Annotated in this window: 21 protein-coding genes and 3 tRNA genes; 4 read left to right on the top strand and 20 right to left on the bottom strand. The window is 45.0% G+C overall.

The annotated features are described in order from the left end of the window. Nucleotide 1: 1 nt before the first annotated feature. Both alr and ITG09_01765 read right to left on the bottom strand, forming a co-directional pair. On the bottom strand, nucleotides 2-1,087 hold the full coding sequence (gene alr, locus ITG09_01770; protein ID UPR52413.1) for an alanine racemase: 1,086 nt from the start codon (nucleotides 1,085-1,087) through the stop codon (nucleotides 2-4). 6 nt (nucleotides 1,088-1,093) lie between these two features. After that, complete coding sequence (locus ITG09_01765; GenBank protein UPR52412.1) at nucleotides 1,094-2,485, bottom strand: replicative DNA helicase; 1,392 nt, start codon at nucleotides 2,483-2,485, stop codon at nucleotides 1,094-1,096. Between the two features lie 175 nt (nucleotides 2,486-2,660). Between ITG09_01765 and ITG09_01760 the strand changes: the two genes are divergently transcribed. After that, the gene (locus ITG09_01760; GenBank protein ID UPR52411.1) at nucleotides 2,661-3,545 is read left to right on the top strand and encodes a DUF481 domain-containing protein; all 885 of its coding nucleotides are present in this window, start codon (nucleotides 2,661-2,663) and stop codon (nucleotides 3,543-3,545) included. Between the two features lie 217 nt (nucleotides 3,546-3,762). Here the strand turns inward: ITG09_01760 and rplI are convergent, their stop codons facing one another. From rplI to rnr, 5 genes are all read right to left on the bottom strand, one after another. Then, entirely contained in the window at nucleotides 3,763-4,215 is a 453-nt protein-coding gene (rplI, locus tag ITG09_01755) for a 50S ribosomal protein L9 (GenBank protein ID UPR52410.1), read from the bottom strand. 38 nt (nucleotides 4,216-4,253) lie between these two features. Next, the gene (gene rpsR / locus ITG09_01750; GenBank protein ID UPR52409.1) at nucleotides 4,254-4,481 is read right to left on the bottom strand and encodes a 30S ribosomal protein S18; all 228 of its coding nucleotides are present in this window, start codon (nucleotides 4,479-4,481) and stop codon (nucleotides 4,254-4,256) included. A gap of 132 nt (nucleotides 4,482-4,613) precedes the next feature. Further along, nucleotides 4,614-5,027: a 30S ribosomal protein S6 gene (gene rpsF / locus ITG09_01745; protein UPR52408.1), complete on the bottom strand. Its 414-nt coding sequence runs from the start codon at nucleotides 5,025-5,027 to the stop codon at nucleotides 4,614-4,616. A 292-nt stretch (nucleotides 5,028-5,319) separates the two neighbouring features. Then, nucleotides 5,320-6,060, bottom strand: a complete 741-nt coding sequence (gene rlmB / locus ITG09_01740; GenBank protein ID UPR52407.1) for a 23S rRNA (guanosine(2251)-2'-O)-methyltransferase RlmB — start codon at nucleotides 6,058-6,060, stop codon at nucleotides 5,320-5,322. Between the two features lie 157 nt (nucleotides 6,061-6,217). Then, the gene (gene rnr, locus ITG09_01735; GenBank protein UPR52406.1) at nucleotides 6,218-8,719 is read right to left on the bottom strand and encodes a ribonuclease R; all 2,502 of its coding nucleotides are present in this window, start codon (nucleotides 8,717-8,719) and stop codon (nucleotides 6,218-6,220) included. A gap of 248 nt (nucleotides 8,720-8,967) precedes the next feature. Between rnr and ITG09_01730 the strand changes: the two genes are divergently transcribed. Continuing rightward, entirely contained in the window at nucleotides 8,968-10,377 is a 1,410-nt protein-coding gene (locus ITG09_01730) for an amidohydrolase (protein UPR52405.1), read from the top strand. Between the two features lie 220 nt (nucleotides 10,378-10,597). On the opposite strand, the gene ITG09_01725 is transcribed toward ITG09_01730, so the two are convergent. Together ITG09_01725 and ITG09_01720 are read right to left on the bottom strand one after the other, a co-directional pair. Next, on the bottom strand, nucleotides 10,598-11,233 hold the full coding sequence (locus ITG09_01725; protein ID UPR52404.1) for a sel1 repeat family protein: 636 nt from the start codon (nucleotides 11,231-11,233) through the stop codon (nucleotides 10,598-10,600). Nucleotides 11,234-11,529: 296 nt separating this feature from the next. After that, entirely contained in the window at nucleotides 11,530-12,846 is a 1,317-nt protein-coding gene (locus ITG09_01720) for an adenylosuccinate synthase (protein ID UPR52403.1), read from the bottom strand. Nucleotides 12,847-13,018: 172 nt separating this feature from the next. On the opposite strand from ITG09_01720, the gene ITG09_01715 reads away from it, so the two are divergent. Continuing rightward, nucleotides 13,019-13,207, top strand: coding sequence for a DUF2065 domain-containing protein (locus ITG09_01715; protein UPR52402.1), 189 nt, complete (start codon nucleotides 13,019-13,021; stop codon nucleotides 13,205-13,207). A 189-nt stretch (nucleotides 13,208-13,396) separates the two neighbouring features. Here the strand turns inward: ITG09_01715 and hflC are convergent, their stop codons facing one another. The 8 genes from hflC to tsaE all read right to left on the bottom strand — a co-directional run bounded on the left by hflC (nucleotide 13,397) and on the right by tsaE (nucleotide 22,911). Further along, nucleotides 13,397-14,374, bottom strand: a complete 978-nt coding sequence (gene hflC / locus ITG09_01710) for a protease modulator HflC (GenBank protein ID UPR52401.1) — start codon at nucleotides 14,372-14,374, stop codon at nucleotides 13,397-13,399. Between the two features lie 2 nt (nucleotides 14,375-14,376). Further along, nucleotides 14,377-15,579, bottom strand: a complete 1,203-nt coding sequence (gene hflK / locus ITG09_01705) for an FtsH protease activity modulator HflK (GenBank protein ID UPR52400.1) — start codon at nucleotides 15,577-15,579, stop codon at nucleotides 14,377-14,379. Between the two features lie 26 nt (nucleotides 15,580-15,605). Continuing rightward, on the bottom strand, nucleotides 15,606-16,913 hold the full coding sequence (gene hflX / locus ITG09_01700) for a GTPase HflX (protein ID UPR52399.1): 1,308 nt from the start codon (nucleotides 16,911-16,913) through the stop codon (nucleotides 15,606-15,608). A 44-nt stretch (nucleotides 16,914-16,957) separates the two neighbouring features. Next, a complete protein-coding gene (gene hfq / locus ITG09_01695) occupies nucleotides 16,958-17,221 on the bottom strand; it encodes an RNA chaperone Hfq (protein UPR52398.1) in 264 nt (87 codons plus the stop codon). Nucleotides 17,222-17,413: 192 nt separating this feature from the next. Beyond that, nucleotides 17,414-18,346, bottom strand: coding sequence for a tRNA (adenosine(37)-N6)-dimethylallyltransferase MiaA (gene miaA, locus ITG09_01690; GenBank protein UPR52397.1), 933 nt, complete (start codon nucleotides 18,344-18,346; stop codon nucleotides 17,414-17,416). Nucleotides 18,347-18,443: 97 nt separating this feature from the next. Further along, nucleotides 18,444-20,684, bottom strand: coding sequence for a DNA mismatch repair endonuclease MutL (gene mutL, locus ITG09_01685; protein UPR52396.1), 2,241 nt, complete (start codon nucleotides 20,682-20,684; stop codon nucleotides 18,444-18,446). A gap of 53 nt (nucleotides 20,685-20,737) precedes the next feature. Then, a complete protein-coding gene (locus tag ITG09_01680) occupies nucleotides 20,738-22,453 on the bottom strand; it encodes an N-acetylmuramoyl-L-alanine amidase (GenBank protein ID UPR52395.1) in 1,716 nt (571 codons plus the stop codon). Next, entirely contained in the window at nucleotides 22,447-22,911 is a 465-nt protein-coding gene (tsaE, locus tag ITG09_01675; protein UPR52394.1) for a tRNA (adenosine(37)-N6)-threonylcarbamoyltransferase complex ATPase subunit type 1 TsaE, read from the bottom strand. Before tsaE ends, ITG09_01680 begins: the two co-directional genes overlap by 7 nt. A gap of 241 nt (nucleotides 22,912-23,152) precedes the next feature. Between tsaE and queG the strand changes: the two genes are divergently transcribed. Continuing rightward, nucleotides 23,153-24,295, top strand: coding sequence for a tRNA epoxyqueuosine(34) reductase QueG (queG, locus tag ITG09_01670; protein ID UPR52393.1), 1,143 nt, complete (start codon nucleotides 23,153-23,155; stop codon nucleotides 24,293-24,295). Between the two features lie 632 nt (nucleotides 24,296-24,927). On the opposite strand, the gene ITG09_01665 is transcribed toward queG, so the two are convergent. From ITG09_01665 to ITG09_01655, 3 genes are all read right to left on the bottom strand, one after another. Continuing rightward, nucleotides 24,928-25,003, bottom strand: a tRNA-Gly gene (locus tag ITG09_01665). 56 nt (nucleotides 25,004-25,059) lie between these two features. Beyond that, nucleotides 25,060-25,136: transfer RNA gene (locus ITG09_01660), tRNA-Met, on the bottom strand. Between the two features lie 88 nt (nucleotides 25,137-25,224). Further along, nucleotides 25,225-25,300: transfer RNA gene (locus ITG09_01655), tRNA-Gly, on the bottom strand. Nucleotides 25,301-25,325 lie beyond the last annotated feature (25 nt).

The following is a 25,325-nucleotide window of genomic DNA, read 5'->3' as shown; positions in this document are numbered from 1 at the left end:
TCTATTTTACGTATTCCATCGCCACGCGAGACGTCAGTTTAGTCACGAGTTCGTAAGCGATAGTGCCGATATGTTCAGCCACTTCTTCTGAAGGTAAGTCTTTACCCCAAAGCGTCGCTTCGTCACTCACTTTATCCGTAGCATCAGGACCAAGGTCAACCGTTAGCATGTCCATGGAGACACGCCCTGCGATTGGTACTTTTCTACCGTTTACGAATACTGGGGTGCCGTTAGGTGCAGTGCGAGGATAACCATCGCCGTAACCAATTGCGATAACACCAACCTTGGTATCACGCTCACTGGTCCAGTTACCACCATAACCCACACTTTCACCAGCCTTCACATCACGAACCGCAATTAAGTGTGAAGTCAGAGTCATCACCGGCAAAAAGCCCAGCTCTTGCGCTGATTTATCAACAAACGGAGAAACACCATAAGAGATGATTCCGGGGCGAACCCAATCAAGATGGCTATCAGGCCAAGCTAATAGACCCGCAGAAGCAGCAAGTGAACGCTCCCCTTCACAACCATCGGTAAGAGATAAGAAAAGCTCAGTCTGCTCAACGGTCGTGCTTCTATCCAACTCATCAGCGCAACCAAAGTGGCTCATGTAACGAAGAGGTTTAGCAACATTCGCACATTGATGCAAACGCTCAACAAAGTTTTGGTATTGCTCAGGACGAACACCTAAACGATGCATACCACTGTCGACTTTTAACCATACCACAACGGGTGTTTCCAAATCGGCATTCTCTAGCGCGCTTAATTGCTCTTCACAATGCACCACGGTTTGAATGTTATTGGTCACTAGAATGGGTAAGTCACCCGAAGAGTAAAAACCTTCCAGCAACAAAATAGGTTTAACTATGCCACCAGCACGAAGCTGTAATGCTTCTTCAATACGCGCCACACCAAAAGCATCTGAGTTTTTCGAGTGCTTAGCGATATGCAGTAAGCCGTGTCCGTAGCCATTGGCTTTCACAACAGACATTACCTTGCACTGAGGCGCTTTCGACTTTATCTGGTTCAGGTTATGTTCGAGCGCGTTTAAGTCAATGCTCGCCGTCGCCGCTTTCATGTAAGTCATTAGCGATTACTCATCATCAAATGCAGGGCCTGCATAGTTATCAAATCGGGAGTGTTGCCCTTGGAATGTCAGACGAACCGAGCCGATAGGACCGTTACGCTGCTTACCAAGGATAATTTCAGCGATGCCTTTCAGTGAACTGTCTGGGTTATAAACCTCATCACGATAGATGAACATGATCAAATCGGCATCTTGCTCAATCGAACCTGATTCACGCAAATCCGAGTTAACTGGGCGCTTATCAGCTCGTTGCTCTAGGGAACGGTTAAGCTGAGAAAGTGCAACAACCGGAACGTTGAGCTCTTTTGCGAGCGCTTTCAATGAGCGAGAAATCTCGGCGATTTCAAGAGTACGATTATCAGATAACGAAGGTACACGCATTAATTGAAGGTAATCTATCATGATCATAGAGATACCATCATGCTCGCGAGCAATACGTCGAGCACGAGAGCGTACTTCTGTTGGTGTCAGACCCGAGCTATCATCGATATACATATTCTTCTTATCCATAAGAATACCCATACTCGATGAAATACGCGCCCAATCTTCATCATCCAATTGACCGGTACGAATCTTGGTTTGGTCGACACGAGAAAGTGACGCAAGCATACGCATCATCAGCTGTTCGGCTGGCATCTCAAGAGAGAAGATCAGAACAGGCTTATCTTGTTTCATCGCTGCGTTTTCACACAAGTTCATCGCAAAGGTGGTTTTACCCATCGATGGACGAGCCGCGACAATAATTAAGTCAGAACCTTGTAGACCTGCAGTCTTCTTATTGAGGTCGTTGAAGCCAGTATCGACACCTGTCACACCATCTTGCGGCGTTTTGTACAGGATCTCGATACGCTCTAGTGTCTTCTCTAGAATGCTATCAACGTTTTGTGGACCTTCATTTTCACTTGCACGGCCTTCAGCAATCGCGAAGACTTTACTTTCAGCCAGATCAACAAGTTCTTCCGATGTACGACCTTGAGGATCATAACCAGAATCAGCAATTTCATTCGCGACACCAATCAGGCTGCGAACGAGTGCACGTTGCGCCACAATATCCGCATACGCATTGATGTTAGCCGCGCTTGGTGTGTTCTTAGCTAGATCAGCTAGGTAAGCAAAGCCACCCACTTCTTCAAGTTGCTCGCGTAGCTCTAAGTGTTCAGAGAGTGTAATAAGGTCCAGAGGAGAGCTTTCTTCAAGGATATCCTTTACCGCTTCAAAGATCAGACGGTGAGGACGGCTATAAAAGTCTTTGGCCACAACCTTTTCGGCAACTGTATCCCAGCGTTCGTTATCCAATAACAAACCGCCAATAACAGATTGCTCAGCTTCTAATGAATGTGGCGGGACCTTGATGGCGTCCACCTGATCGTTGGCTGATTTCTGACTTTTGGTATCCACTATGACTACACTCAATAACTAATAATGATCGTTCATTATACCCAAGAACATCCGTTTGTAATCCGATCCTATGAGTTTGTTTTATTCTTCAGGAAGAATTTACTTATTGCTGACGGAATTAACCAAGGGTAGCATTACGATCCCGCCATTCATTCACTGTATAACTGAGGTATGCGTGTCCAAATTATTGGCTCTGAGCACTGGTCTTCTAAGCATCGGTCTCCTGAGCACTCCGTTAGCCTTAGCTGATGATGCTAAAGCCTCTGTTGATGCAATCCTCGACTCTATAGTAGTACCAGAACCTACTGCAGAGCCGGTCGTCGTTGCGCCAACACCTGAAGAAAAAGAGTTGGATATCGCACCGAGTGATACGAGTGATACAGAACTGCCGAGCCCGCTAAAAACGGAAGTCGAATTTGGATATCAGTCGCATACTGGTAATTCTGATTCACGAGCGCTTAACGCACGCCTGAACGGTGAGTACACGGCTGGTCGTCATAGAACCAGTGGTGAATGGAAATACTATAACCTCTATAAAGATGGTGAAGAAGACAAAAGGCAATCAACTTACTCGGCTCAGAGTGACTACAAGTTAAGCCCTAAAACCTACCTTTACGGCAGCTTTAAAGGCGTCGACTCTCGATACAGTGCTTACTTTAAGGACTATACAATTTCGAGTGGTCTGGGTTACCAGTTTTCAAATACTGAAGAGTTTGTGTTGGAAGTCGAAATGGGCCCAGGTTTTCGTTACCAAGAGCCAAACCTCGATGAAATAGACGATGATGACATCATCTTCCCAGATATTGTTGAAGAAGCAATTTTCCGTGGTAACGTGAATACGTCTTGGCAGGTGTTGAAGAATTTGCAGCTCAAGGCAGACGTGACGTTAGTATCTGGCCACAGTAACCTGAAATTTGATACTGAATTAGAAGCGATCAACGATATTACTGACAATATCGCGCTGAAAATAGCTCACTCTCGCCAGTACCACGATAAGGTACCTGAAGGTTTAAGCAAAGAAGACTCTGTGCTGTCGATTAACCTGCTCTTCCAGTTCTAACGTTAAGACTAATTCTAACCTTAAGAGCAATTCCATTCTTAACGGCACTTCTAACCTTAAGAACGGCCTGTTCAGCAATAAGAGCTTATGGATCACCGTAAGCTTTTTACTTACCATAACCCTTCCCTATATTTTCCTATATTCCAGACATAAAAAAACACCAGCCGAAGCTGGTGTTTAAAACTTTCAAAAGAAAGAATTCGTCTTGGTACTGAAATTACTCAGCTGCAACGATAGCGATTTTCGCAGTAGCAAAAACTTCAGAGTGAAGTTGGATGCTTACTTCGAATTCGCCGATGTTACGTAGAGCGCCTTCAGGTAGGCGTACTTCGCTCTTAGCTACTGCAACACCTGCCGCTGTAATAGCGTCAGCGATGTCACGAGTACCGATAGAACCGAATAGTTTACCTTCGTCACCAGCTTTAGAAGCGATTGTAACGCCTTCTAGAGTGTTAACGCTCTCAGCGCGAGCTTCTGAAGCAGCTAGTTGCTCAGCAACTTTAGCTTCTAGTTCTGCACGACGAGTTTCGAACATAGCAACGTTGTCTTTAGTTGCCATAACTGCTTTACCCTGTGGGATAAGGAAGTTACGAGCGTAACCAGATTTAACGTTTACTTGGTCGCCAAGGCCACCTAGGTTACCGATCTTATCAAGTAGAATAACTTGCATTATCTTAGTCCTCTTAAACTATTATTAACTATTACCGATTACTGATGCTTGTCAGTGTACGGTAGTAGTGCTAGGTAACGAGAACGCTTGATAGCGCGAGCTAGCTGACGTTGGTATTTAGCACTTGTACCAGTGATACGACTAGGTACAATTTTACCAGCTTCAGTGATGTAGTTTTTTAGAGTTGCTACGTCTTTGTAGTCAATCTCTTGTACGCCTTCTGCAGTAAAACGGCAGAATTTACGACGACGGAAGAAACGAGCCATGGGCTATCTCCTGATCTAAATTTAATAATGCGGTACTCACACGAACTTATAAATAAGTCTAAGCAAATGCTTGTAGTGAGAATACCTAAACGAGTTGAATAAAATTTAATGACCTAAAAGGCCAAAAAAGAATTACTCAGCAGCAGCTTCTGGCTTAGCTTCTTCTTCACGACGTGGTGCACGTTCTTCACGGTCATCACGACGAGGAGCACGCTCTGCACGCTCTTCTTTTTGCTTAAGCATGATAGATTGCTCAGTCACAGCGCCTTTAGTGCGCATGATCATGTTACGTAGAACTGCATCGTTAAAACGGAAAGCAGTTTCTAGCTCGTCCATCACTTCTTGGCCAGCTTCAACGTTCATAAGAACGTAGTGAGCTTTGTGAAGTTTGTTGATTGGGTAAGCCATTTGACGGCGGCCCCAGTCTTCTAGACGGTGGATAGTACCACCAGCTTCAGTGATTGAACCAGTGTAACGCTCGATCATGCCAGCAACTTGCTCGCTTTGATCAGGGTGAACCATGAATACGATTTCATAATGACGCATTTGGTTGCTCCTTACGGATTATTAGCTTCCACGAAAGGCTCGGTCGTCCAAGGGAAGCAAGGAACTAAAGAAAAATGACCGAGTTTTAAGGACGGCAAATATTATAGAAAGAACCCGATATTGGCAAGCGGTATTTGGCTAATAATGAAACAGTTTTTCTGTCGCCATCTAGCCATCCGACAAACCGATGGATTTTGCTATTACAGCCTAAAAATAAACGCCCACCAGCAAGTGGTGAGCGCTAATAAATTCATAGACTTAAAGTCGTTTTGTCTTTTGACTCAGCTTAACGCTATTGAGCTAGGCGCTGACGTACCGCTTCGAACAGACAGATGCCTGACGCTACCGAAACGTTTAGGCTCGACACACTACCTGCCATTGGGATCTTAATCAGGTCGTCACAGGTTTCACGCGTTAGACGACGCATACCGTCACCTTCTGCGCCCATAACTACTGCAAGAGGGCCTGTTAGCTTCGCTTGGTAGATATCATGTGTCGCTTCACCTGCGGTACCCACAAACCATACACCCTGTTCTTGCAGTGCACGCATTGTGCGAGCCAGGTTAGTCACTCGTACTAGCGGAACCGTTTCTGCTGCGCCACAAGCAACCTTACTTACCGTTGCCGTTAGCGGAGAAGAACGGTCTTTAGGAACGATAACAGCGGCCACACCTGCGGCATCTGCATTACGTAAGCAAGCACCTAGGTTGTGAGGGTCTGTTACGCCGTCTAGAACCAACAGCAGAGGCTGTTCGTGCTGCGCAAGGATATCGTCTAGGTGAGTTTCATTAAGCTGCTTAGCAGGCTTCACCTTAGCAATAAGACCTTGGTGGTTTGCACCTTGTGCTTTTTCATCAAGCGGCTTACGACCCATTTGTTGAATCGACACGCCAAATTGCTGCAGTTGATTCAGTAATGGAAGAAGGCGATCGTCTTGACGGCCTTTAAGCACGTACGCTTCAATAAAGCGTGCTGGATCTTTTTCTAGTACGGCTTTCACCGCGTGAATACCGTAAATAAATTCGTTACTCATTGTCTCTGGTTACTCTTATTGCTCAGAGATGAAGGCATCAAACCCGATGCACCCACCTCTGTGTTGTTTATTCCGAGAGCATGCATCTTCCGCCTGATACTCTCGCATTTAAATTCGTTAGACGTTAAGCCCTACTAGTCACTGTAATGACGATAGCTTAAGACTTATCAGCCTTTGGCTTACGGCTTGCAGCACGCTTTTTCTTTGCGCGAGCTTTAGCAGCACCGGTTTTGTTCGATGATTTTTTCTTCTTAGCTGGGCCTTCGCTGCTTCCATCTGGTCGCTTAGTTGGCTCAACCATAGGCTTCGCTGATACACCCGGCTTATTGCTCTTCACTGCTGAACGCTTCTTGCTTTTCGCCTTTTTCATCGCTTCTGCTGCACGCTTCTTGGCTGTTTTACCTTTACCACGCGGCTGACGATCGGTGTCTTCTAAGTCAAAGTCGATTTGGCGAGTTTCTAAGTTAACTGCCGAAACCTTAACTTTAACCGAATCACCCAAGCGGTAGATATTACCAGAGCTTTCACCCACCAGACGCTGACCAACAGCATCAAACTGGTAGTAATCGTTCGCTAACGCTGAGATATGCACCAAGCCATCAATGTGCAGCTCAGTTAGACGTACAAAGAAACCAAAGCCAGTCACGTTGGCAATTACGCCATCCATCACTTCGCCGACATGGTCTTGCATGTATTCACACTTCAACCAGTCGTTTACTTCACGTGTTGCGTCATCAGCACGACGCTCAGTCATTGAACACTGTTCGCCGTAGAAGTCCATATCATCGAAAGTGTAGTGGTAACCACCGGTTGGCGTCCAACGTTCGCTGTTACGACCTTCTTCTTTCGCAATAAGGTACTTAATCGCACGGTGCAATAGCAAATCTGGGTAACGACGAATTGGCGAGGTAAAGTGAGCATAGCGTTTAAGAGCTAAACCAAAGTGACCCGCATTATCCGCGTTGTATACCGCTTGCTTCATTGAGCGCAGCAGCATTGTTTGGATTAACTCACGATCTTCACGTTCGTTAATCTGTTGCATCAGTTGTGCATAATCGACCGGAGATGGAGACAAACCACCTTCCAGCGTTAAACCTAATTCACTCAAGAAGCTCTTGAAGCCCATTAAGCGCTCTTCACCTGGAGTATCGTGAACACGGTACAACGCAGGCTCTTTGGCTTTTTCTACGTAAGATGCCGAGGCGATATTCGCAAGAATCATACATTCTTCGATGATCTTGTGTGCATCGTTACGAATTACCGGCTCAATACGGTCAATCTTACGATCCGCATTAAAGATAAACTTAGTTTCGACCGTTTCAAATTCAATCGCACCACGCTCGTCACGCGTTTTCTTAAGCACCTTGTACATCTTATGAAGCTCTTCAAGATGTGGCACTTCTGGTTCGTAACGCTCACGTAATTCTTCATTGCCATCTAAGATCGCACCTACTTTGTTATAAGTAAGACGAGCATGAGAATTCATTACCGCTTCGTAGTGCTTGTAACCCGACAGTTTACCTTTGTCTGAGATGGTCATCTCACACACCATACACAAACGGTCGACTTGAGGGTTCAATGAACACAAACCATTTGAAAGCACTTCTGGCAGCATTGGTACTACTTGTGACGGGAAGTATACCGAGTTACCACGGTTAATCGCTTCTTTGTCTAGCGCTGTATCTGGGCGAACGTAGTAACTTACGTCGGCAATCGCTACCCATAGACGCCAGCCACCGCCTTTCTTCGCTTCACAATAAACCGCATCATCGAAATCACGCGCATCTTCACCATCAATCGTAACCAATGGTAGTTTGCGTAGATCAACACGTCCTTCTTTTGCTTCTTCAGGAACATGCTCACCGAGGTTTTCGATTTGCTTATCTACCGCTTCAGGCCACTCTTGTGGGATCTGGTGAGTACGGATCGCAATCTGCGTTTCCATACCCGGTGCCATGTTCTCACCAAGAACTTCGGTCACTTTACCCATCATGTTACGAGAACGACCACCGCGATCCGTAATTTCAATCACAACCACATTACCCATTCGAGCACCGCCTTTATGCTCAGTAGGGATCTGGATGTCGTGACTAATACGTGAATCATCAGCAACCACGTAAGAATGGCCATATTCTAAGAAAAAACGACCAACAAGTGGAGTTGTGCGCTCTTCAAGAACACGAACCAAACGACCTTCACGACGACCACGTTTACTGTTATCAGTAGGTTGAACCAATACGTAATCACCGTGCATGATGGTTTTCATCTGGTGATGCGGCAGCACGATATCATTGTCTTTACCCACACTACCGTCTGGACGAACCCAACCATGACCGTCTTTATGACCAATCACATAGCCTTTGATCAGTTCCATCTTCTCAGGCAATGCGTAGCACTGACGACGAGTAAAGATAAGCTGTCCATCACGCTCCATTGCACGTAAACGACGACGCAGCCCTTCGTATTGTTCCTCTCCAGCCAGACCCAAAGCTTCGAATAGATCGTTACGGTTCATTGGAATATTCGCTTCTGTTAGAAACGAAATAATGAACTCTCGGCTTGGTACTGGGTTTTCGTAATTTTTCGACTCTCGGTCGGCAAAAGGATCAACAGTGGTTGTCGCTGTCGTGTTTTCTGACGTTGGTGTGTTTTTTGACATAGGCGGGCCTGCTTAAGCAAGGAAGGTATATACCCCTAGTATATCTGATGCTAGGGGTAACCTACAGATATGCTTTGGAAAACCCTCAAATAACCTCAGATTGATAACTATTTTCATCTAATGAAACATCACTTCATAGCCGCGGACTATCATCAAAATTTCACGCAAACGATAAAACAAACGTTTGCGCCATGAATGAAATACACTATTATCCACGCACTTTACCAACTCCTGTTCTGAGTATTGATATGAAACTAAAACGCACCTTATTGGCTTCAGCAATGGCAAGCCTAGCTCTATTTCCCTTTGCAAGTTCAGCAATGGAAAAAGCCGACCTGATGATTACCGATGCGATGGTTCTCACCATGAACCAAGATAAAACGGTTTATGAGAGCGGAACGGTTGTCGTGAAAGACAACAAAATCATTGCGGTAGGTGATGCTTCACTAGAGAAGCAGTACCAAGCGAAGCAAGTTTTAGACGTTGATGGCGATATCGTCATGCCAGGTCTCATCAATACTCATACTCACGTATCAATGACCGTGTTTCGCTCATTAGCCGATGATGTGCCAGATCGCCTTCACCGTTATATCTTCCCTCTAGAGAAGAAGTTGGTGTCACGAGACATGGTACGTATTGGTGCCAACCTAGGTAACGTCGAGATGGTAAAAGGCGGTGTAACCACTTATGCCGACATGTACTACTTTGAAGATGAAGTAGCGAAAACCGTCGATAAGATCGGTATGCGTGCCATTCTTGGTGAAACCGTGATTAAGTTTCCAGTCGCTGACGCAGCCAACGCCGAAGAGGGCATTAAGTACGCGTTGAACTTCATTGAAGAATACAAAGATCACCCGCGAATCACGCCAGCATTTGCCCCACATGCGCCTTACACAAATACGACTGAGATCCTGCAGAAAATTTCCAAACTCTCTTTAGAGTTAGATGTACCAGTAATGATTCACCTTGCAGAATCACACCGTGAAGAAGAGAAAATCGCAGAGCGTTCTGATGGGTTATCCCCGGTTCAATACATGGACAGCATTGGCGCATTGAACAAAAATCTGGTTGGTGCACACATGATCCTAGTGGATGACCATGATATCGAACTGGTGAAAAAATCAGGTATGGGTGTCGCTCACAACATGAGTGCCAATATCAAATCAGCGAAAGGCGTATCCCCTGCCCTTAAGATGTACGACGAAAACGTTCGTATTGGTCTAGGTACCGATGGCCCAATGTCTGGTAACACACTGAGCACCATTGATGAATTCAACCAAGTCGCTAAAGTTCACAAACTAGTAAACAAAGATCGTGCGGCAATGCCGCCGATCAAAGTGATCGACATGGCGACAATGGGCGCAGCAAAAGCACTACATATGGAAGATAAGATCGGCTCTCTTGAAGCAGGCAAGCTTGCCGACATCATAGTGATCGACACAAAAGCGCCAAACATGATTCCGGTATACAACCCATACTCAGCTTTAGTGTACTCAGCTAACTCGGGTAACGTTCGCCACTCCATCGTTGATGGCAAGATCATCATGCAAGATCGCGACATGCTAACGGTAGACGAAGATGAGATCCGCCAGGAAGCACTCGATTTCACCAAGGTCGTTCGTAAAACGGTGATTGAATCTGGTGAAATTGTTCAATAACGGCTAAGACTAAATTACTGCGCTTTTTGTTAACTCTAAAAAGCGGGTAAATCAAGACTGCTGTTAAATCTAAAAAGCGGTTAAACAAAAAAGCAGTTCAGATCAAAAAAGGCCTCATAGGTATTTACCTACGAGGCCTTTTTATATCGATATCTTTCTAGATCAAGATAGATGATTAACGAGTGCAGTCGTTAGCCATCACCTTAATTTATATTCGTAATTACCAGAACACATCTCGGCGTTTTGCTCGAGCAATAATATTGTCTGGCATTCTCTGCTCCAGACCGCTGCGAAGCACAGTGATACGCCTGTGTTGTCTTTGGTCTGCGGTTACCGAGTTATACAACCAACGGTAAGCATCTTCATAATCTAACGGACTGCCGTAGTCACGTAACAAGAGTTCTGCTAAGTGGATGCTCGCACTTAAGTTACCCATAGAAGCCGCTTCGCGTAGGTACGGAATTGCACGCTCTTTGTCTTGTTGAACCAAGGTTCCACGAGAATAATAACGACCCAGTTGCTCTAGTGCTGCGGGTAAACCTTGATGCGCTGCGTTTTCCATATAGTAAAGACCAAGCTCTACATCTTGTGGAACACACACACCCCACGCCAGCATATCACCGTATAAAAACTCATAAGAAGGCAAGCTAATACGCGTTGCACGAGCAACGATATCTTCTACTAGCTGGCACTTATCCGCTTTCACACGCTCTAGATGTCGATTATTTTCGATTAATTTAATCAGTTCAGCTTCTGTATATATTGGAACGGGCTCTCCCACATCAGCCAAATTTGCATGACTCAAGGGTGAGTTCAGCGCCATTATTAATGAAGCTGCCACAATTCGTAGCTTCATACCTGCACTCAATTATCTGTCGCTAAAGTTATCTATTTCTTATTGCCTACCGAGGCAGACGCAAAAAATAGGGTGAACTTCACTTTCCATGATATCTGTATCGGCAACAACCTTGATGGCTTTAGACAAAACTTGCCGCTAATGGGCAATATTTTGCCTGATGATGCTTAAAAGATCACCATCAAAGAGTGAGTGGCTAAATTGCAGGTATTAAAAAGCCGACTTAAGAAAGTCGGCTTTTAGAAACGATTTAATTATCAAGCACTTTACGTGCTGTGGTAATCACTCAACAGGCATTACGCGCCGTATGGATGAACCTTGATGATAGTTTCGTTACGATCTGGGCCAGTTGATACGATATCAATTGGAACACCAGTTAGGTCTTCGATACGCTTGATGTAATCTAGAGCAGCTTGTGGAAGCGCGTCGATAGATTTAGCACCAAATGTGTTTTCAGACCAACCAGGCATTGTTTCGTAGATTGGCGTCGCTTCTTCGAATGACTCAGCAGCCATTGGAGAAACTTCTAGGATAGAACCATCTTTCATCTTGTAACCAGTACAGATTTTTAGTTCTTCTAGGCCATCTAGAACGTCTAGTTTAGTTAGACACATACCAGATAGAGAGTTGATTTGGATTGCTCGACGCATAGCGACAGCATCGAACCAACCAGTACGACGTAGACGACCAGTCGTTGCGCCAAACTCGTGACCAACATCGCCTAGGTGCTTACCAACTGGGTCTTGCTTATCAAGGCCATCGTATAGCTCAGTTGGGAATGGACCTGAACCAACACGAGTACAGTAAGCCTTAGTAATACCAAGGATGTAACCGATGTGACGAGGACCAAAACCAGAACCTGCAGCAACACCACCAGCAGTCGTGTTAGAAGACGTTACGTATGGGTAAGTACCGTGGTCGATATCTAGTAGCGTACCTTGAGCACCTTCGAACATGATCTTGTCGCCGCGCTTACGTGCTGCGTCTAGTTCGTCAGTTACGTCGATAACCATCGCAGTTAACATGTCTGCGTAGCTCATCGCTTGCTCAAGAACTTCTTCGTAGCTTACTGTTTCAGCTTTGTAGAAGTGCTCTAGTTGGAAGTTGTGGAATTCCATAACTTCTTTTAGCTTCTCAGCGAATGCTTCTTTATCGAAAAGGTCGCCAACGCGTAGACCGCGACGAGCAACTTTATCTTCGTAAGCAGGACCGATACCACGACCCGTTGTACCGATAGCTTTAGCGCCACGAGCGATTTCACGCGCGTTGTCGATAGCAATGTGGTACGGAAGAATTAGAGGACAAGCTTCAGAGATGAAAAGACGTTCACGTACTGGAATACCGCGATCTTCAAGAGGCTTCATTTCTTTTAGAAGTGCGTCAGGCGATAATACTACACCGTTACCAATAACACATTTAACGTTATTGCGTAGGATACCTGATGGAATTAAGTGAAGAACGGTTTTTTCACCGTCAATTACAAGTGTGTGACCTGCATTGTGACCGCCTTGGTAGCGAACCACGTATTTTGCATCTTCAGTTAAAAGGTCAACGATTTTACCTTTACCTTCATCACCCCATTGGGTGCCTAGAACGACTACGTTATTTCCCATCTTTCCAATTTCTGTTGCTAATTAAAAATGGATTCTAGCACTGAATCACACTTCTTGCAGTCACTTTTTGTTCATAAACGTTAATGCTGTACAAAAATAAACCACCAACAACTGAAGGCGAATGTGTAAAGATACTGATATCATTACCTTTTTAAAGACAAAAGGCAGAAGCATGTCTCAATCAATTTGGCTCGCTATTGGGCTCGTACTTATTGTTGAAGGGCTTGGCCCCTTGATTGCACCCAATGGCTGGAGAAACATGGTTGCGCAACTGAGCGAACAACCAGACACGCAACTGCGCCGCATTGGCGGCTGTCTTGTGGTCGCTGGCGCCGTTATCGCTTTCATGACCTACCGTTAGTTTCTATAAGTACTAATCTGTTTATAAGTACCACTCTGTTAAGCGCCTTCTTTCGCGCCCCAATAGTGAGTCTGCAAGCATGTCTCGTCCTGAAATAAGTCATAGAAAACAAAAAGGCTCCCGCAATGGGAGCCTTTTAAGTTTTAACGTATTTTGCTTATTGAGCTAAGCATTCGCTAACGCATCAGCTTATTTTGCTGGCGCGCCGCTTGCTTGATTCATGTATTGGAAGAAGTCAGTCTTCGGATCCAGTACAAGAATGTCGCTCTTATCGCTAAATGATGTCTCATAAGCTTGCAATGAACGCATGAAGCCATAGAACTCAGGATCTTTGCTGAACGCATCAGAGTAGATCTTAGCTGCTTCTGCATCTGCATCACCACGAGTGATTCGAGCTGTACGGTCAGCTTCAGCAAGAACTGTTGCCACTTCTAGCTCAGCTTGAGCACGAATAACTTCTGCTTTCTCACGACCTTGAGAACGGTGTCTACGAGCAACCGACTCACGTTCTGCACGCATACGTCGGTAGATAGATTCACTGATTTCGTCAGGAAGGTTAATCTTCTTCATTCGGAAATCAACAACTTCAACACCTAAATCAGCCATCGCACTTTCTGCCGTTCCAGACAAAACGTTTTCCATGATCTTGTCGCGTTCGCCATCAACTTCTAGAGCTTCTGCAGCCGCTACCGTTGTGACGACTTCGCTATCAGCAGAGTCTGGCAGGATGTCCTTATTACGAGGGCCTGATACGATCTGCTTAATTTCACGAGCACCAATTTCAGAACGAAGAACATCTGTCACTTTACGCTCAAGAAGTGCTTCTGCCGTCATGATATTGCCGCCGCCAGTACTCAGATAAAAACGTCCAAAATCAGCAATACGCCATTTTGCGTAGGTATCAATTAGAACGTCTTTTTTCTCTGATGTTACGAAACGGTCAGAGCGACCATCCATCGTTTGAATACGAGCATCAAGTACTTTTACGCGATCAAACATTGGCAGTTTAAAGTGCAGGCCTGGTTCATAGATTCGTGATACGCCGTTGTCATCGAGAACTCGACCAAAACGAATTACCATGCCACGCTCACCTTCTTGAATCACAAACAGTGACATCAACAGAAGGGCAATCGTCACAACTAATACAGGGATCATTAATTTACGCATTATTAGTATCTCCCTTGGCGTGAACTGTCTGAACGAGTTTGAGTGCTAGGCTTTGGATCCGCTTGAGTTTCTAACTCAATTTGATCGTAAGTTGATGATGCTTTTGCAGGGCGAGTGCCCGACTGAGAACCACCTTGTGCGCCTAGCTTATCAATTGGTAGGTATAGCAAGTTACCGCTTGATTCAGAATCGATCAGGACTTTCGATGTGCTTGAGTACACTTTTTCCATTGTATCAAGGTACATACGGTTACGTGTTACTTCAGGAGCAGCTTGGTATTCAGGTAGCAGTTTCTCGAACTGAGCCACTTGACCTAGAGCACCATTAACTGTGCGCTCTGAGTAACCCACCGCTTCTTTCTTCAAACGCTCAGCACGACCTGTTGCTTTTGGAAGAATGTCATTTCGGTAAGCTTCAGCTTCACGCTCGAAACGCTCTTCATCCTCACGAGCCGCGATAGCATCATCAAATGCATCTTTCACTTGCTCAGGTGGACGTGCTGACTGGAAGTTCACGTCAACAATCAGAATACCCATGTCGTAGCTATCAATAATACGGTTCAACGTTTCTTGAGTGCTTTGACGAATCTGTTGACGACCACTTGTTAGGATACTATCCATTAGTGAGTCACCAATTACCGCACGAAGCGCAGAATCGGTTGCTTGGCGTAAACTGTCGTCAGCATTCGTTACACGATACAAGTACTTGTATGGGTCAGAAACACGGTATTGAACACCCATTTCAACGGTCACAACGTTTTCATCTTTCGTTAGCATCGTGCCAGCAGCACGTAGAGAACGAATCGCTTGAACGTTTACCAGTTGTTCATCTTTGATTTCATCAATGAAGCGTGGGTGCCAGTTAAGACCAGGCTCTTCAATACGGTCAAACTGACCCAATCGAAGTACTACTGCTCTTTCTGCTTCGCCAACGGTGTAGAAACCAGCGAAGAACCAGATAGCAATCGCAATAACGGCAATGACACCAAAGCCAATTGCACCGCCACCACCAATAGATGGTCCGTTACCGCTACCACCCTTTTTACCAAACTTGCCACCTAACTTTTGACTTAGTTTACTAAACACTTCGTCTAGATCTGGCGGTCCTTGATCTCGGCCGCCGCGATTATTGTTCTTACCCCAAGGGTCGTTATCGCGGCCGTTATTATCGCCGTTGTTGTTATTTCCAGGCTCATTCCACGCCATTAGAAAACTCCATCATTGATATGACGTTATACTGTAGCAGTCTCTTTGGTAACGATAAAGTCACCTAAGAGCGCCCCTTCTCTTTTTTCGAGTTTAGACCAATCTATTTGTTGCATTCTAATATCTATCAACAAGTTACCATTGTCATCATACTCTTCCTGTTGAATACATTTCATCTCAAAGAATAAGCTACGAATACGGCCCTGATGTTGATGTGGAATACACAACCGGAATTGAACCATCTGACTCGCTAAACGCTCGGTTAAAGCTTCAAACAGCAGTTCAATACCTTCTCCTTCCATTGCAGAAACCCAAACAGCGCGAGGTGCGCCCTCTTCGTCCCTTTCAATTCGAGGTTTTTGGTCTTCCATGCAGTCAATCTTATTCATGACTACAAGGGTTGGCACTTCATGAGCATCAATTTCTTCTAATACTTCATGAACAGCCTGAATGTTCTCACGAAAACGGTCATCACTGGCATCAACAACATGTAACAAAATGTCAGCTTCCTGCGTCTCTTGTAATGTTGCCTTAAACGCAGCGACTAAGTCGTGTGGTAGATGACGGATAAAACCTACGGTATCTGCGAGAATTGCAGGCCCGACATCTGCCAAATCAATCTTACGTAATGTTGGGTCTAGGGTTGCAAACAGTTGGTCTGCCGCATAAACACCAGCACTTGTGATGCGATTGAAAAGTGTTGATTTCCCTGCGTTGGTATAACCAACCAAAGAAATTGTTGGGATTTCAGCTCGATTACGAGCACGTCGTCCTTGTTCACGTTGCTTAGCCACTTTCGCTAAACGACGCAGTATTGCCTTTATACGGTCACGCAACAAACGTCGATCGGTTTCCAGTTGAGTTTCACCTGGACCACGAAGACCAATACCACCTTTCTGCCTTTCAAGGTGAGTCCAACCACGAATCAATCGAGTAGAGATATGACGAAGCTGAGCGAGCTCAACTTGTAGCTTACCTTCATGAGTTCGCGCACGCTGTGCAAAAATATCTAAGATCAAACCCGTGCGATCAATCACACGACATTTACACAACTGTTCGAGGTTTCGCTCTTGGGCAGGAGAGAGGGAGTGGTTAAAAATCACAATTTCAGCACCGGTCAGCTGAACAGCTTGTGCGATTTCTAGGGCTTTACCTTCTCCAACGTAGTATTTAGGGAGTGGGGATTGTCGGCTACCAGTAATCACTTGTAGCGTTTCTACCCCCGCTGAGGAGACCAGCATTTCACATTCGCTTAGGTCTTCCCATTCTCCCTCTTGCGTGAAGTTGATATGAACAAGTACGGCTCGCTCGCCGGATTCATAACGGTCAAACAAGCAACCAACTCCTTATTACAGCGCAAGCTGTATCAATTGAACGATTAATCTTCAGTCTTCTCTGGACGATCAGATGGCGTGCGTTGCTCGCCGCTGTGGTGACTAACTGCACGAGCAGGTACCACAGTAGAAATCGCATGCTTGTAAACCATTTGGTTTACTGTGTTCTTCAATAAGATCACGAATTGATCGAAAGACTCGATCTGACCTTGCAGCTTAATGCCGTTAACAAGATAGATAGAGACTGGAATACGCTCACGACGGAGTGCATTTAGGAATGGGTCTTGTAGCGATTGCCCCTTAGCCATTTTATTTTCCTTATTTGTATTTTGTTGTAATTATTTAGCTAGTGGTGCACAAAAAGGTGCGGCCTTGCATCTGAGCTAAATGAATAAAAAAACTCCGTTGTTATTGAAAGGCTGTGATTTTTTAAAAGCCTCAATAACGGATCCTTTCCAGAGTATATTCACGCAAAAGCGATCACATTATACACAGCAATACTAATCAGATGCTATTGCATCTGAAAGAGTTTCTAACGCTTGATCAATGTTTTCGCTATCTAACCAAGTTAAATCATCCCAACTGCGCAACCAGGTGATTTGTCGCTTGGCCAACTGACGGGTTGCACAGACACCACGGAAAACCGCTTCGTCTAAATCACAATTACCGTCTAAATAATCCCACATCTGCCTATAACCAACGCATCGGATCGATGGCAGTTCAGGGTGAAGATCTTTTCTGGCGTACAACGCCTTCATTTCATCTTCAAATCCCGCTTCTATCATCTTCTCGAAACGCAGTTCAATACGGCGATGGAGTTCAGTCCTTTCCTTGGGAGCTATTGCAAATTGTTTTACACGAAATGGCAGGCTATCGCCTTTCGTTTGAGTTAGCTCTGTTAATGTTTTACCCGAAATTCGGTAAACTTCCAATGCCCTTGAAAGCCTTTGTGGATCATTTGGGTGTATTCTTTCAGCGGATACGGGATCTATCTCTCTTAATTGATCGTGCAATGCCTGCCAACCTTGTTCGATAGATTCCGCTTCAATCTGCTTACGAATCTCTTGATCCGCCGCGGGTAATGGCGACAAACCTTCTAACAATGCTTTGTAATACAGCATTGTGCCACCAACAAGTAACGGGATTTTGCCTTCCGCTACAATCTTGTTCATTTCACTGATCGCATCACGACGAAAATCTGCCGCAGAATACGCTTCGCTTGGATCCAAAATATCAATCAAGCGATGAGGCGCGAGCGCAAGCTCTTCCGCATCCGGTTTAGCGGTACCAATATCCATGTCTTTGTAAATAAGTGCCGAATCGACGCTGATGATCTCTACAGGGTATTTCTGACGTAAGCGGATAGCTAAATCTGTTTTTCCTGACGCCGTTGGGCCCATTAAAAACAACGCTAAAGGTAATTTTTCAGTCATGATATTTTGTTTTTGCTTCTCTGTTTTAGCTCTTTTTAGCAAAGGGCTTTGTGTCGCGACGTCTTCAGCTAAAAAGACAAATTTCGTCGCGAAAAAGTTAAACCGTAAACGCGGCTATAGTCGCTGAAAAGTCGATAGGATTAACAAACTCTGGATCATCTAATGGAAGTAGACCATGCCAAAGTTGTTCAAGTTCCCCAACTAGTTGAACCGCTTCAGATAAAGTGTAGTCGCTTTTTACTTGTGCCGTTTGAATCCCGATCCAGTTGACCAATGATGGCAACAGGTCGCTGGAAGTATTAGCCGAGTGACTATCAACTATCTGAGCGTTGAATGAAGCCGCGTAAGATAACAGATCTGGGATCAAAATTTGTAAGTTTTGCTGCCTTAAAGGGGAAGGCACGCCCATCACCATGATCGCTTCGTTATTCCTAGCTTTAAGCTCGATACCAAGCACGGACAGCATTTGGCTTAGCGCCTTAGCGACACCCACTAAATCAGCGCCTAATTTGATTGATAAAGGCACCAACAGCGGCTGGCTTTTTAACGCCCCTTCTCGGGTATCAAGTTGGCCAATCACACGTAGCAATTCAGCTTTGGCTAGAGACACCAGTACGCTGCCGTTTTTGTTTCCCATTACCAAATATTGGCGTTCCACTACCGAAACTGCTTTGCCTAAGTCCGTCACAGGTGCTCTTGGCTTTAAGTGAACAGGATTCTGTTGAACAGACTTAGCTTCTATATTTTCTATGTTGTCTCTGGTTTCTACTGGTGCTACATGCTCTTGAGGCGATGATGGAGCTACAACTTGTTCATCAAAATCTGGCGTTTTCAGAAGCTCTTTGTAGGCTTTGACTTCACGCTTTGAAGGCACGGGGGCAGCATGATGTTGGTTGGGTTCTTTTTCTTTTCTCGGAGCAGGTCGAGACTCAGTCCACTCTTGACGAGGAGAGCCGGTAAAGCTGGTTTCATGAGCCGACGAGCCAGTGCTAGCTGAACTCATGTTAGTTGACGAATCTAAGTTGCTTGAAGAGCCCCGGCTAGACGATAAACCTCGGTTTTCTGGTGGGCTGTAGCGCTGACCAGCATCATTAACACTGTGCTGAGGGTTATCATAAACCTGTTCAGATTCGGCTTTTCTCGGATAGGCAGGCGTTTGTTCAATAGCGTGTCGCAGCCTTTCCGAAATTTGGCTTTGATCCGCGCTACTAGGTAGCGTGTTTTCTGGCTCAGAGAAAGCCGCAACATCCCCCATCTCAGACATCGAACTATCTTGTTGATGATGTGTCACTTCTGATTGATGAAAAGCCGACTGATTAATTGGCGCAGCATCGATTTGCTTGCTTTGGGCTAAACCATCACTCAATGCTTGGTAAATAAAGTCATGCACAAGACGCGCTTGATGAAAACGCACTTCATGTTTAGCAGGGTGAACATTCACATCCACTTGATGCGGGTCGAGTTCAATGAATAGCACATACGTTGCGAATTGATCTGGACGAAGGCTGGTTTCATAGCTCTGACGAATCGCGTGATTGATCAGCTTGTCGCGCATCATACGACCATTCACATAGCAGTATTGTAGATCGCTTTGTTGTCTTGCTCCTTCAGGCGTGGTGATCCAGCCATGAAGTTTTAGGCCTTGATGTTCTAGCTCGATCTTAAGCATATGACGAACAAAAGGATTACCACATACCGCAGCGATGCGCTTTTCTGCTTGAACTTGTGTTTTAGCAGCACGGTACTGACGAATCATTTTACCGTTATGGCGGAGGTTGATCGTCACATCAAAGCGACTCAATGCAATGCGCTTGAGTAACTCATCGATATGCGTGAATTCGGTTTTCTCAGTACGTAAGAACTTGCGACGAGCAGGAGTATTGAAGAATAAGTCCAACACCTCAACAGAGGTACCAATCGGATGCGCTGCAGGCTGCAGTTTGACCTGCATATCACGACCTTCACTGTGCGCTGCCCAAGCTTGATCTTGAGTGGCAGGGCGTGAAGTCATGGTTAAACGCGCAACCGAGCTAATACTCGCTAGCGCCTCACCACGAAAACCTAGGCTGACGATCGCCTCAAGGTCATCAAGGGTATGGATCTTAGAGGTCGCATGACGGCTCAGTGCCAAGGCAAGCTCATCTTTGACGATGCCCTTGCCGTTGTCACGAACGCGGATCATCTTAGCGCCGCCTTTCTCGATATCAATATCGATACGTGTCGCACCTGAATCCAAACTGTTTTCAACCAACTCCTTCACAACAGAAGCGGGTCTTTCTACCACCTCACCCGCTGCAATTTGGTTAGCTAACCGAGCTGGCAGTATTTTGATCGTCATATTTATAGCTACCTTATACTGCCATTGATGAAAACATGTCTGCGTTAAAAAGCTTATTTGTGTGGAATAATCAACACCTGCCCCACCGCTAGGCTGTCAGAACGTAGGTTATTCGCTTTACGGATACCATCAACACTCACACCGTACTTAGAGGCTATCTTACCTAGGTAATCACCTCTTGCGACTTTGTGTTTACGCAGAGGTATGTCTTTTACTTCAACCGTAATACGTAACTTCTGACCCACTCTCACCGTTTCTGATTTTAAGCGGTTTTCACGTTTAATATCAGCCACCGAGACTTTATAGCGGCTGGCGATCTTACCTAGGTACTCTCCAGACTTAACCGTGTGAGTTATGGTCTTAGTTTTAACAGCACTGCTTGATGATGAACTTGAAGCGCTGCCTGGAATCTTAAGCACTTGACCAATTGCTAGGCTACTTGATTTCAGATTGTTCAGTTTCATCAAGGCCTGCGTTGAGGTGCCATATTTGCTCGCAATCACCGATAAAGACTCACCACGAGACACTTTATGCTGGCTCACGCTACCCGTTGATGGGGTCGCATTAGACAGGCTAATCCCTTCTGGCGGGTTAGCCTTCAAATACTTAACAACGGCTTTAGTCACTGCTCGTGCCAATTTATCTTGGTGCGAACGTTGGAAAAGAAGCTTCTCTTCCGTTGGGTTTGAAATAAAGCCCGTCTCGACCAATACTGATGGAATTTGTGGTGAGCGTAATACCGCTAAGCTGGTGTTAATCGGCTTACTGTTATGCAGCTTCGCGACTTTACCCATTTCAGACAGAATTGCCGTTGCCAGTTTGTAGCCCTCTTTTTGAGAGTGACTAAACTGCAAATCAAGCAGGGTTTGGTTTACGTTCTTATCATCAATATTGCCAGTGAACGCAGCACCACTGCCACCGAGCAGCTCTGACTGTTTCTCTTTGTTCTCGATCCAGCGCGAAATCTCAGTATTGGCACGTCGAGTGTTCAGCACAAACACCGAACCACCTCTTGGTTGTGGCGTCGTAAAGGCATCTGCGTGAATAGAGATCATTAGGTGAGCTTCATTCTCACGAGCAATCGCAACACGTCGATTCAGGTTCACAAAGTAGTCAGCATTACGAGTCATACGAGTTTTGATCCCCGGAACCGCATTCAGTTGAGCTGCTAACTTCTTAGAAATACTCAGAGTCGCGTCTTTTTCATACTTGCGGGATGGGCCGATTGAGCCAGGGTCTTCCCCGCCGTGGCCAGGGTCAATCACAATTAGAATGTCTTTCTGACGCTTAACCTGATTAATGTCTTTGCTTACCGTTGGCTTACTCGGCGTCGGTGTCGCTTTACTTGCAGCGCCATGAGGTAAGTCGATCACCAAGCGGTGCCCATACTGACCACCCGGAGTCGGGTTCAGTTTGAACAACTCTGCTTTAGACGACTTCTTTAACTCAAAAACCAAGCGATACGTGCTTTTGTCTGGCGGTGAGCTCTTACGAATCTTAGATAGAACAGGGCTATCTTTCACCACGACCGGTAACTTAGTCGCAAGGTTGGTATTTTTTAAATCGACCACTAAACGACTTGGGCTACTCAAAGTGAAATAGCTAAAGTCCGCTTCTGATTTTAAGTCGATAACCACACGAGTTTCTTCTGGGGAAGGCCAAACTCTTAAGCTTTTCAGTGAGTTTGCAGAAACAAGTGAAGAAAACAGTATAGAAAAAACAGCAGCCATCATGGCCACTGTTGAAAAAAGGCGTTTAGAAATCAACATAACTCCAACTGACTAAGTAAGCGCTGTCCGTATTCACTATTAGCGGTTAAAGAAACAATACGGTGATCGTCTTGGTAACGAATATCAATGTCCAAATCCGCTTCTGGTAGCATCCCATAGCCTTTCTCAGGCCATTCAACCAAACAGATAGCATCCGGAGTAAAGTAGTCACGAATTCCCATGAACTCTAACTCTTCTGGATCGGCTAGGCGATAAAGGTCAAAGTGGTACACCTGCCAATCGGCAAGTTGATAAGGTTCAACTAGAGTATACGTTGGGCTCTTTACATTTCCTTGATGGCCAAGTGCTTTTACAAAGCCACGACTAAAAGTCGTTTTACCTGCGCCAAGATCACCATGCAGATAAATAGTCGTCTGCTGTGAGCAAAGATTGGACAGCTCCGTTCCTAGTTGAATCGTTGCCTGTTCATCTTTCAAAGTAAATTGTTTCGTGCTCATGAATACGTTCTCTAAAAAATCGATCGTTGACTATATAAAAATCAAAAGAACAAGAATAGTAAACCGTGATGCTTTTGGGAGACAAGCACTCAAGTGTAAGTTCTATGAAAAATACTGCTTAAAACGCGTCTGTTCTGGTCAATACCACTAAGATCCGTTAAGATCCGCCCCCATTTTTGCCGAACCTAATTTTAATTAGCCTTATCTCTAATTGTAAAACAGAGAAAATAAGAATTAAGCCATGAATCTAGACCATCTTGCTGAAAAAATTAAAATCTGGGGAAAAGAGTTAGGCTTTCAAAAAGTTGGCATCTGCGATGTTGATTTAAGTGAACACGAAGCTCCTCTTCAAGCATGGCTAGATGCTGGTAATCACGGCGAAATGGATTGGATGGCTCGACATGGAATGATGCGAGCTCGCCCTAATGAGCTTCATCCTGGCACCATTCGAGTGATCAGCGCCCGAATGAACTACCTACCACCAGAAGCGCAGTTTGCCTCTAACCTAAGCGATGCCACTCAAGGTTATATCAGCCGTTATTCTTTAGGCCGCGATTATCATAAATTGTTCCGTAACCAATTGAAAAAGCTAGGACAAAGAATCGAGAAGGAAGTCGAAGGTTTAGACTCACGTCCTTTCGTCGATTCAGCGCCTATTTTGGAAAGACCGCTCGCTCAAAAAGCGGGGTTGGGTTGGACAGGTAAACACTCGTTAATTCTTGATAAAGACGCTGGCTCTTGGTTCTTCTTAGGGGAGCTCTTAGTTAACATCCCGCTTCCAGTAGATACGCCAAGTATCGATGAGTGCGGCAAATGTACCGCATGTATCACCTCTTGTCCCACAGGCGCCATTATTGCTGATGGCGTTGTGGATGCGCGCAAATGTATCTCGTACTTAACCATTGAATACGATGGTGTGATCCCGGAAGAATTTAGAGACGCCATTGGTAATCGTATTTACGGTTGCGACGACTGCCAATTAGTTTGTCCATGGAACCGTCATGCTGAACTCACAGAGCAAACAGACTTTCACCGCAGAGAAGATTTCCAAGAAGCCGATCTGGTTTTGCTTTCAAGTTGGGATGAAGCGACCTTTCTAAAGAAGATGGAAGGCTCAGCAATCAGACGTATTGGCCACACCCAGTGGTTACGCAATATCTTTGTTGCGATGGGCAATGCACCATTTCAACAACGCATTGTTGAAACACTGGAATCTCATCAAGGGAAAAGCGATATGTTGGATGTGCATATTGAGTGGGCTTTGAATAAACAACTACAGCAGTTACCCAACGCGAGTAGCGTGCAAGAAGGCAGCAGCAAAATCGCCACGAAAAAGCACAGATTGATACGTATTGTTGAGAAAGGCCTTCCAAGAGATGCCTAGCCCTTTAAGTATCAAGGGTTGTCTAGTTACACCACATCAGTAGTCCAACATTTAAGACAACCCGTTGCACATAATTTTAGAACAATGTTTGACCTTGTTCTCAATTTTAACAATGTGGAAAAAATTCAGATTTCTCGTAAACTTCCGACACCCTCACAAAGTTAAACACAGTACCGATAAATGATTAAGATCAAAAAACAACAAGTTAACGATCTTTTGTTAAATTCAAGACAAGCATTCAACTTGATAAAAAACAATAAGTTACGATCGATACGATTCAGCTAATATATTGAAAACAAGAAAGATCTTTTAGGGATATATAAAGAATTAAGACTGAAATAACTTTATCAACCAAGTTATCCACACCTAACATTTTGTGGATAAGTCTGTTTATAGATATGAAAAACCTCAAGTATCTGCTTCAGAGACCTGATGTTTACTAGCATTCCAGTTGCTAAGAAAAATTTAAGACAAAAAAATATCCACCAAGATGGAGGATTATTTGCTTTTTGGGGGGATTATGCTTCGCAGCATTAAAGAAAGAGCGTGACCCTTAAGGTCGTCTTTAAACTCTGTGATCTAAAGAAAAACACGGTGGTTTAAAGAGTCTTAATAGCTTTTTAGAAGAAAGCTGGAGCGATACATCGGGTTCGAACCGATGACCTCAACCTTGGCAAGGTTGCGCTCTACCAACTGAGCTAGTATCGCATTAGTTAATCGCTGCTCTTACTGCCTTGGGCAACAGATAGCGCTTAACTGTAATGTGGTTGCGGGAGCCGGATTTGAACCGACGACCTTCGGGTTATGAGCCCGACGAGCTACCAAACTGCTCCATCCCGCGTCCGAATGTTTCTCTTTTCGCATCATTACCGTTTAAGACAATGAGACTAAACCATTTTCATCTTCAGCATAAAGCGTGAGAGAGAATTTGGAGCGATACATCGGGTTCGAACCGATGACCTCAACCTTGGCAAGGTTGCGCTCTACCAACTGAGCTAGTATCGCATTAGTTAATCGCTGCTCTTACTGC

This window comes from Vibrio cyclitrophicus, from assembly GCA_023206055.1.
In the GTDB taxonomy this organism is placed as follows: Bacteria; Pseudomonadota; Gammaproteobacteria; order Enterobacterales; family Vibrionaceae; genus Vibrio; species Vibrio cyclitrophicus_A.
Note: the sequence above shows the minus strand (reverse complement) of the source record. Positions and strands in the feature narration are given on the sequence as shown.

Coding starts and splice junctions, on each gene's coding strand:
- miaA (UPR52397.1), bottom strand. CDS start 18,346: ATGACTGAAAAATTACCTTTAGCGTTGTTTTTAATGGGCCCAACGGCG.
- hflC (UPR52401.1), bottom strand. CDS start 14,374: ATGCGTAAATTAATGATCCCTGTATTAGTTGTGACGATTGCCCTTCTG.
- ITG09_01715 (UPR52402.1), top strand. CDS start 13,019: ATGTCTCAATCAATTTGGCTCGCTATTGGGCTCGTACTTATTGTTGAA.
- ITG09_01725 (UPR52404.1), bottom strand. CDS start 11,233: ATGAAGCTACGAATTGTGGCAGCTTCATTAATAATGGCGCTGAACTCA.
- ITG09_01730 (UPR52405.1), top strand. CDS start 8,968: ATGAAACTAAAACGCACCTTATTGGCTTCAGCAATGGCAAGCCTAGCT.
- ITG09_01680 (UPR52395.1), bottom strand. CDS start 22,453: ATGTTGATTTCTAAACGCCTTTTTTCAACAGTGGCCATGATGGCTGCT.
- alr (UPR52413.1), bottom strand. CDS start 1,087: ATGACTTACATGAAAGCGGCGACGGCGAGCATTGACTTAAACGCGCTC.
- tsaE (UPR52394.1), bottom strand. CDS start 22,911: ATGAGCACGAAACAATTTACTTTGAAAGATGAACAGGCAACGATTCAA.
- hflK (UPR52400.1), bottom strand. CDS start 15,579: ATGGCGTGGAATGAGCCTGGAAATAACAACAACGGCGATAATAACGGC.
- mutL (UPR52396.1), bottom strand. CDS start 20,684: ATGACGATCAAAATACTGCCAGCTCGGTTAGCTAACCAAATTGCAGCG.
- rlmB (UPR52407.1), bottom strand. CDS start 6,060: ATGAGTAACGAATTTATTTACGGTATTCACGCGGTGAAAGCCGTACTA.
- hfq (UPR52398.1), bottom strand. CDS start 17,221: ATGGCTAAGGGGCAATCGCTACAAGACCCATTCCTAAATGCACTCCGT.
- rplI (UPR52410.1), bottom strand. CDS start 4,215: ATGCAAGTTATTCTACTTGATAAGATCGGTAACCTAGGTGGCCTTGGC.
- rnr (UPR52406.1), bottom strand. CDS start 8,719: ATGTCAAAAAACACACCAACGTCAGAAAACACGACAGCGACAACCACT.
- rpsR (UPR52409.1), bottom strand. CDS start 4,481: ATGGCTCGTTTCTTCCGTCGTCGTAAATTCTGCCGTTTTACTGCAGAA.
- queG (UPR52393.1), top strand. CDS start 23,153: ATGAATCTAGACCATCTTGCTGAAAAAATTAAAATCTGGGGAAAAGAG.
- rpsF (UPR52408.1), bottom strand. CDS start 5,027: ATGCGTCATTATGAAATCGTATTCATGGTTCACCCTGATCAAAGCGAG.
- ITG09_01720 (UPR52403.1), bottom strand. CDS start 12,846: ATGGGAAATAACGTAGTCGTTCTAGGCACCCAATGGGGTGATGAAGGT.